This is a genomic window from Aeromonas cavernicola (assembly GCF_002795305.1).
Taxonomy (GTDB): Bacteria; Pseudomonadota; Gammaproteobacteria; order Enterobacterales; family Aeromonadaceae; genus Aeromonas; species Aeromonas cavernicola.
In genome coordinates this window covers 25,960-33,609 of record NZ_PGGC01000123.1, presented here as the reverse complement: position 1 = coordinate 33,609, position 7,650 = coordinate 25,960, and the positions used below count along the sequence as shown (strand labels likewise).

At 50.5% G+C, this 7,650-nt stretch carries 6 protein-coding genes; 4 read left to right on the top strand and 2 right to left on the bottom strand.

The annotated features are described in order from the left end of the window. Positions 1-291 precede the first annotated feature (291 nt). Both CUC53_RS13520 and CUC53_RS13515 read right to left on the bottom strand, forming a co-directional pair. Positions 292-1,677 carry a nucleobase:cation symporter-2 family protein gene (locus tag CUC53_RS13520; protein ID WP_100294646.1) on the bottom strand — a complete coding sequence of 462 codons (1,386 nt, stop codon included), beginning with the start codon at positions 1,675-1,677 and terminating at the stop codon, positions 292-294. Between the two features lie 309 nt (positions 1,678-1,986). Then, complete coding sequence (locus CUC53_RS13515; protein WP_100294645.1) at positions 1,987-3,411, bottom strand: glycosyl hydrolase family 28-related protein; 1,425 nt, start codon at positions 3,409-3,411, stop codon at positions 1,987-1,989. A 757-nt stretch (positions 3,412-4,168) separates the two neighbouring features. On the opposite strand from CUC53_RS13515, the gene CUC53_RS13505 reads away from it, so the two are divergent. The 4 genes from CUC53_RS13505 to CUC53_RS13490 all read left to right on the top strand — a co-directional run bounded on the left by CUC53_RS13505 (position 4,169) and on the right by CUC53_RS13490 (position 7,593). After that, positions 4,169-5,026 carry an adenine nucleotide alpha-hydrolase family protein gene (locus CUC53_RS13505; protein WP_100294643.1) on the top strand — a complete coding sequence of 286 codons (858 nt, stop codon included), beginning with the start codon at positions 4,169-4,171 and terminating at the stop codon, positions 5,024-5,026. Positions 5,027-5,124: 98 nt separating this feature from the next. Further along, a complete protein-coding gene (locus tag CUC53_RS13500; protein WP_100294642.1) occupies positions 5,125-5,682 on the top strand; it encodes a DUF3157 family protein in 558 nt (185 codons plus the stop codon). A 154-nt stretch (positions 5,683-5,836) separates the two neighbouring features. Next, positions 5,837-6,478 (top strand): autotransporter, encoded by a 642-nt coding sequence (locus tag CUC53_RS13495; RefSeq protein WP_100294641.1) that lies wholly within the window; start codon positions 5,837-5,839, stop codon positions 6,476-6,478. 170 nt (positions 6,479-6,648) lie between these two features. Further along, positions 6,649-7,593 (top strand): YbgA family protein, encoded by a 945-nt coding sequence (locus CUC53_RS13490; protein WP_100294640.1) that lies wholly within the window; start codon positions 6,649-6,651, stop codon positions 7,591-7,593. The last annotated feature ends 57 nt before the right edge of the window (positions 7,594-7,650 follow it).

Here is a 7,650-nt window from a genome sequence, read left to right as displayed (position 1 = left end):
CCTCGCTGCCGCACAGGCAGCTTAGAAATTTTCGGTCTTGAAAGTCATTTCGTTCGGGAACCTCGCTGCCGCACAGGCAGCTTAGAAAGTAAGCAGTACGCCTGATGCGTGGGCCGTCCTCCTCGCTGCCGCACAGGCAGCTTAGAAAATATTGATCAGGACTCGGTGACGCCCTCGCTGCCGCACAGGCAGCTCAGTTTCGTGATTGTGTTGGATTGGGGTTAATAGAACGGCTAACCCTGAAAGGGGGACGGCTTTCAGGGTTAGCTAACTTATTCGTGGGGGGGGGGCTTAGCCTCGGGTTTTGCTGCGCTCGGGGAGGAGCACGTTGAGGATGATGGCGGTCAGCCCCCCTGTCGCCACCCCGTAAGATAAGACACTGCGGGCCAGCTCTGGTAGGTGTTGTAACACTTCGGGTACTTGCGCGACGCCAAGGCCCATGGCGAGTGACACGGCCAAGATCATCAGTGCGCGGCGATCAAGTTCTTCGCGGGCAATGATGCGTACCCCAGCGGCTGCAATGGTGCCGAACATCACGATAGTGGCTCCCCCTAGCACCGGTTCTGGGATCTGCTGCACTAGGGTGGCGACCGCAGGGAACAGCCCAAGCAGGGCCAACATGGCTGCAATAAAGAGACCGATATGGCGACTGGCGACCCCAGTGAGCTGGATCACGCCGTTGTTTTGGGCAAACGTAGACATCGGGAAGGTCGAGAACAGCGCCGCTAGCATCGAGTTTGCCCCATCTGCCAGTACCCCGCCTTTGATCCGCGCCATATAGATCGGGCCTGCTAACGGCTCACCCGAGATATCTGAGGTCGCCGTCATGTCGCCGATGGCCTCCAGTGCAGTGACGACAAAGATGATGGCCAGTGGCACAAAGAGCTGCCAGTCAAACCCAAGCCCATATTGCAGCGGCATGGGCACCATCACGAGCGGCCCTTCGAACGTTGGCACGCTGACTTTGCCAAGGAGTAGGGCAACCGCATAACCGACCAACATCGCCATCATGATCGCGGAGAGGCGCAGCCAAGGATTGCGGCTACGTTGCAGCAAGACGATCAGGCCCAGCACCAGTAAAGAGAGGAAAAGGTTACTGTGGCTGGCAAAGCTGCCATCCGCTAAGGCGCCATAGCCGCCCCCCATGCTGATCAGACCCACTTTGATCAGGGTCAGGCCAATCAAGAGTACGACGATGCCTGTGACCAGTGGGGTGATGACTCGTTTGACCAAGTGGAGAAAACGGCTCATCACCACGATGGTCAGGGCGGCGGCGAGCATGGTGCCAAAGAGCGTGCCCAGTAAATCCTCAGTGGGCATGGCAGCCTGCTTGAGCGCGAGGCCAGAGGCGATAATCGGGCCAAGAAAATTAAAGCTCGTCCCTTGTACCGAGAGTAACCCTGAGCCAAGAGGGCCAAAGCGACGGGTCTGGATAAACGAGGCGATACCTGACATCACCAATGACATTGAGACGATATAGCGGGTATCGGCGGCAGGTAGGCCGAGGGCATTGGCGATAATCAGAGGCGGGGTAATGATGGCAACAAACATGGCGAGCATATGTTGCAAAGCGGCGAACAAGGTCTGAGGCAGGGGGGGGATATCTTCTATGCCGTAAACCAATTCACTGTGTGCCCGTCGATGCGGCGTGGGCTCTGTGGTTGCTGCCTGTTCCATAAGTACCTCAATTGGGTGGGGGAGGGGGAAGAAAATTGGGCGCTATTGTAGTGATTGAAATGGTGCTGACCAGCGTTAATTATGCTGAATATGGTTTATTTCATGATGGGTTGAAACGTTTGCGGGTGGCGTTTATGATCCGTCGGTTTGTACCTAGGCCGCAGTAATAAGCCACTGTTAACCAGCGTTAATATGCCATAGAGATGGGGTTGATTGGGTCCTTTTTAGGCTGAGTGAGCACACTCAACCATGGCAAAAACAGCCAAGCATTCACCCTGATGCAACCCGCTATGGTTGCAAAATAAGTCGTTATTTGGTTTTCGGTTGTTGGTTGGCGCTGCCGGGAATAATCGCTTGGATATTAAGATAAGCCCGTTTTTCTATCGGTAACTTATCTTTAACTTCTTTTTTAGATATTCGCTTAAAATAACAAGCCGTAATGAGCTCACCGCTATCATAGTAATTCTGAGATTCAAAAAACTGCTGGCTCGTATTTCGATAAGTGCTCGATATGGCGCAGTTCTTTTCGGCTGCGGTGGTATTTGTTAACAGATTATCAAACACCAAAAAGTCAGTGACTGCAATTTGCTTGAGCGGGGCCTCATCAGTGAAGTTTTGCCAAAAATTAATCTGACCATTGTTCACCACATTGTTAAATACATAAGTCTTATTCATGAACATGCTCGGGCTATTATCGTATGGTCGAGCATTAAATGAAATGCTATTCAAATAATTGGCTGCAAATGTTAGCCCTTCAGCATTGCGAAATTTAAGGTGGCCAGAGGCATCTTTGGGCCATCCTGAAAAATAGTTCTGAATGACATTTACATCCTGGTACTGTTTAATATAAACGTTATGATCTCGGTTGAGGTCAAATGCCCCCGTTTGAGGATTATATAATTTAGATAATGTATTGCCAGAGAAATAATTTCCCTTAAATGTCACATTTTTTAGACCATCTGGGGCGACCCAGCCGGTAATAAAGTTGCCTTGATTGCCATCAATATTAATATCACCGTTGGTGACCATTTCTTGCAGTTTGGTAACTAAGGCTGTCGTTTTTTTATCAATATATCCGGTAGCGTTAGCGAATTCATTCGGTGAGCCGAGATAATTGCCTTGGATCAAGGTGTTGGTATTTTTATATGTTGTTAATCCTAAGCCAGGGTATGTCTCTCCCCTCATAAAGACATTACCAATCACCTCGTAGGGATAATGACTTATAAATAGTTGCCCACTGCGTTTTTTACTGTTAACGAGGGCATTGTAACGAATTTTATTGCCCCACTTACGGCCATAAAACTCTAGCGTGATATTGTCGAGAATTAAATTTTCTATTAATACGTTACTTACCTCATTGCTATAGGTAATGTCACCGATTAACACGCCTGATTCTGTATTGCTCTGCAGGTGGGTCTGACCCGTTGGTGAGCCGACGAGTGATGTTGATTTTTTGAGGTTAAGATCTTTGTTAATGATATAGCTACCACTCGGTAAATAGCTACCACTCGGTAAATAGATACCTACACCTAACAGGCTCGCTTTGGTTATCGCATCTTGCAGCACGTCTGAGATGTCATTGCCTGAGTCAGGTATAATGCCAAGGGTATTGGCGCAAATTATTTTATATTTATCTTCTATTACCGGCATAAGCTCGCCAGCACAGGTGTTGATAATATTGGCAAAGGCTAGGTTAGGGCTTAACAGAACGATAAAATATAGTTTCTTATTCATATGGTATCTCTCTGGGTTGATCGTCATATTAGTCGAAGCATGCGAATGATTGTTTAGCCGAACTCACCACAGAAAAATTCATGGGTGGCTGTAATAAAAATTAGAAAGGAAAAATATTTTTATTATTTGCTGGGTAATTAATATCACGCGCTAAGTTGATATTTCCGCGCATGTATCATTATTGCTAATCAGCAATGAGTGATATCTAGACCTATCATCACTCGGTCTTAGTGGCATGGTTATGCTACTGAGTGATTTATGAAGGAATATACAGGAGTGAGCGTAAAAGATGGGCAGCGCGTTTTTCCACAAGAAAGAGGAAGAATCCTACATTATTGATCATTTTTAAAATAATAAATGGGGGAGGCGGCGTGGCTAAGTGACGGGCTTGTGAGGCGGTTTGCGCCTTCGATCTCGTCATTTAGTCGGTAAATAGCGAGCTTGCGTCAGTTGCCTCGCTTGGCGTTGAGCGACCACGCTCTTCGCACCTATCCCGTGCGGCTAGTTGGCTAATCATGGGTTTGCTTTGGGCTCGAAAGCCTCACGTACTGCGCCGACGCTGCGGTTTCTCTGCGCGATGCCAGCTCACACTGGCTGTGCCCATCACGCCTACTGGGATCGGTGCTTAGTTCTAGAGGGCCACGGTGGTAATCATCCTTGTCGGCATCGGTGGTTGACTTTAAGCCGGTGTGGTAAGGGCTGATTCAGCTTATCTCCTGCACAATAATGCACCTGTTCACCATCTGGAGCTGTTGCCATGGGTGCTAATGTGGTTGTGCTGAATCAGGGATATGATCAGTCATTTGATGCCAAGGAACAGCAGGTTATTGAAACGCTAGCCAGTTATGAATCGCTGATAGTCTCTTTCTCGGGGCGATTGGAATCTTGCTACAACATCGATTTATGCCGTGCCAGCGGTGCCAAGATTAGTGCGATTACCCTAGATACCCCGACCCGCAGCCGCAGTGAGGTCGCTCGGGCCCGCCGTTACTGTCAGCGTTATGGTATTGCACACTGGATCATTAAAACCGATGAGATCATTTTTTGCGATCGTCTGCCCCAGCTGGTGGATGTTATCGATCCGGTACGCCGCATTTGTGACCATGTAGCCGAACGTCCGGAGTGGGCTAAGCAGCCGATTTTGATGCCAGCCTCGGCGGAGGAACGTGTCGACTACCTTGGCCGCTTTGGTTCCTCTCCTGCCAATACGCTGTGGCCGCTCGCCGATCACGGCTTTAGCCAGCGCGAACTGCGGTATGGTTTTAACAAGCGCCAGTTAGGGCGTTGGGGCAAGGGCGGTAATGGCTGTTTGAGCCACCGCTTTAGCAACCCTCGCCTCCTTAAGCAGCGTTATCTGCGCATGGTGGATCGGGCCGAGCAGCTATTGGCGGATATGGGGCTGGATGAAGCGCAGGTCTTTTTCCATAGCTTGTGTGATGGCGCAAAACGCCATGGTGGTAATGACATGACCTTAGCGAGAGTCCGTCTTCCTGCCCACCAGCGAGCGCGAGCGTTTGATCTGCAATCAGATATTTTGTCTGCTCTTAAGGGGATGGAATTTGATCTGGTCACCTTAGATATGGTGTCAGAAGAGCGCCACGACTTGGCTATTTGACTGGACTGAGGCTTGCTAGGGGCTCGCAAAGGGTCATAGGCAAGCCTCGGGCGGCTGTTTATACTGTCGCCCTTTTTGATGTAATCGAGCTACCTGCCATGACCTACTTACCGAGCCTGCTCCTTGGGCTGACCCTTGTTCCCGTAATGAGCCAAGCCGCTGAGCTTACCCAGCTGACCTTACCAAATGGTCGTTTGGTGCAACTCCATGATGATTTCACTTGGCAATATGTGGTCGTCAAACCTGCCGAGCAGATCAGCACCGAGGTAAAAACGGGGAATGGGGATGCTGCTGTCGTGCTCACCGCGCAGGCTAAAGCCGATCCTGATTTGTTGTCGCAGGCGGCCCGCGATGGTGTGCAGGTCAAGTTAGCTAATATGGCTGGTCATGAATCACTGACACTTACCTTCTTGGTCAGTAATAGCAGTAAGCGCAATGTGGTGGGGATCACGGGCTGGATCACCCTATTTAGCCCTGAGGGTGTGCAATTGCTGCGGCAAGAGGCGCGCTTTTGGGTAGCAGAAAACCGCTTGCCCGAGACCTATTTACGCCATGGGCAGCAACGCCCCTCGCTTGCGATAGTGGTGCCACGTCCTGCTGGACTTACGGGTAATCCCTTGGTGCGAGTCGAAATTGATGAGGTTCGCTTTCGTTAACCTCACACCATAGCAAGGTGTTACTGCGGTCATCCTCTGTCATATCTGGTTACATCTGTCATGGTTTGGTAACAGCTTGCTGCTCGGCAAGCTTCAAGCTTGCCCGCACAATGGCTCCATCTCGAACAACGAGTTGATAAATGGAGTCACTGTTATGAAAAAAGCTGCTGTATCGCTTCTGGTGTTAGCGGGTGCTGTCTCTACATCTGCCTTGGCGCAGGATGCCTTTAGTTACGCCAAAGGGGCGGCGACCTGGGCGCACACCCAATCTGATTACCTCAATGGCGCGTTCAGTAAAGACAATGCCGGTCGCCGTGACTTTGGTGGCTTGAGCGTCGATCTCTCCAAAAGTTTTGCCACGAATTTCTACGGTCGTGCTGGCTCCGAATATACCTCTCGTAGCAATGGCAACGACAGTATGTCCCTCTCCAGCGCAGGGGTTGGGGTATTTACTCCTTTAAGCACTGGACTCAATCTTTATGGTGAGACAGGCTTGATGGGCTATGACTTGGAGCGAGAGCTCGCTAATAACGTTAACAATCAAGGGTGGGATACTATCGCTCGTAAGCAAAGCGGTAGTCTGTATGGCGAGGTAGGTTTACGGTATGAGATCGGTGACGTTGAGCTCAGTACGGCCTATCGGTACGCCAACATGACTGACGAAATGCATGATTTCAAAGTGGGTGGTGCCTATAAGCTCAATCAAAACTGGGCGCTGACCGCCGATTACAGTTATCGCCACTGGGATCTGCAACAAGGTTCGATCTCTAGTTTAGGGGTGAAATACAGCTTCTAATTTTATCCTGTCGTGTCTGGGATGTTGCCCATGGTCAAGGCCATGGGCTTTTTGTTTTTTAGGTGATCTCGTCTCTCTCTTGTCGCGTATCAGTTGGCAATAGTTATACAACTTTCCTTTTTTTGTATAACTGCTATAACTGAATCACGGGTTATACAAGGAGCTAGATCATGTATAAGATTAAAGTAGGTATCAGCGCTTGCTTGTTAGGACAGGAAGTCCGCTTCGATGGGGGCCATAAACGCTCCAGCTTCTGCGACCGAGATCTCGGCGCCTATTTTGATTACCACCCAGTGTGTCCTGAGATGGCCATCGGGTTGGGAGCGCCGCGTGCTGCGATTCGGCTGGTTAAGCGTAACGGTGAGGTGCGCGCCGAGGCCAGTAATGGCAGTTTCGATGTGACCGAAAAATTGATCGCGTTTAGCGAGCAAAAAGCCCGGCAACTCGACTTTATCTCTGGCTATATCTTGTGCGCCAAATCCCCAAGTTGTGGCATGGAACGTGTCAAATTGTATGGCGCCAATAACGAAGGCAGTGCCAAAGAGGGGATTGGTCTGTTTGCCAAGGCGCTGATGGAGGCTAACCCGCTGTTGCCGGTCGAAGAAGATGGCCGCCTCAATGACCCCATCTTGCGGGAGAATTTTGTACTGCGGGTGTTCGCCTATCACGACTGGCAGCAGCTGTGTGCTGCGGGGCTAACTGCCGCCGCACTGATCCGCTTTCACTCCCGCTATAAATATCTGGTGCTCTCCCACGCCACCAGTCACTACCGCTCTCTTGGCAAGCGGCTAGCCAATGTGGGGAAGGCCAATCTGCAGGAGGTGGCCGACAGCTACATCAAAGAGCTGATGACCGCATTAACTCTGCGCGCCAACCGCCGTACCCACACCAATGTGCTGATGCACTTGCAAGGTTACTTCAAGCGGGTACTGACCCCTGATCAGAAACAAGAGCTGGCCGATACCATCGACAAGTACCGCACAGGGGTATTCCCGCTGTTGGTGCCGTTGACCTTGATCCGTCACTACTTACGCGAATACCCCAATCCCTATCTCGCCGAGCAGGTTTATCTCAATCCCCACCCAGATACGCTCAAACTGCGTTACGGGCTCTGATCGTTAGTCTTACTGCTCCCCCTTTAGTTGGGGGAGCGGTTGCGTCACGTTAAATGG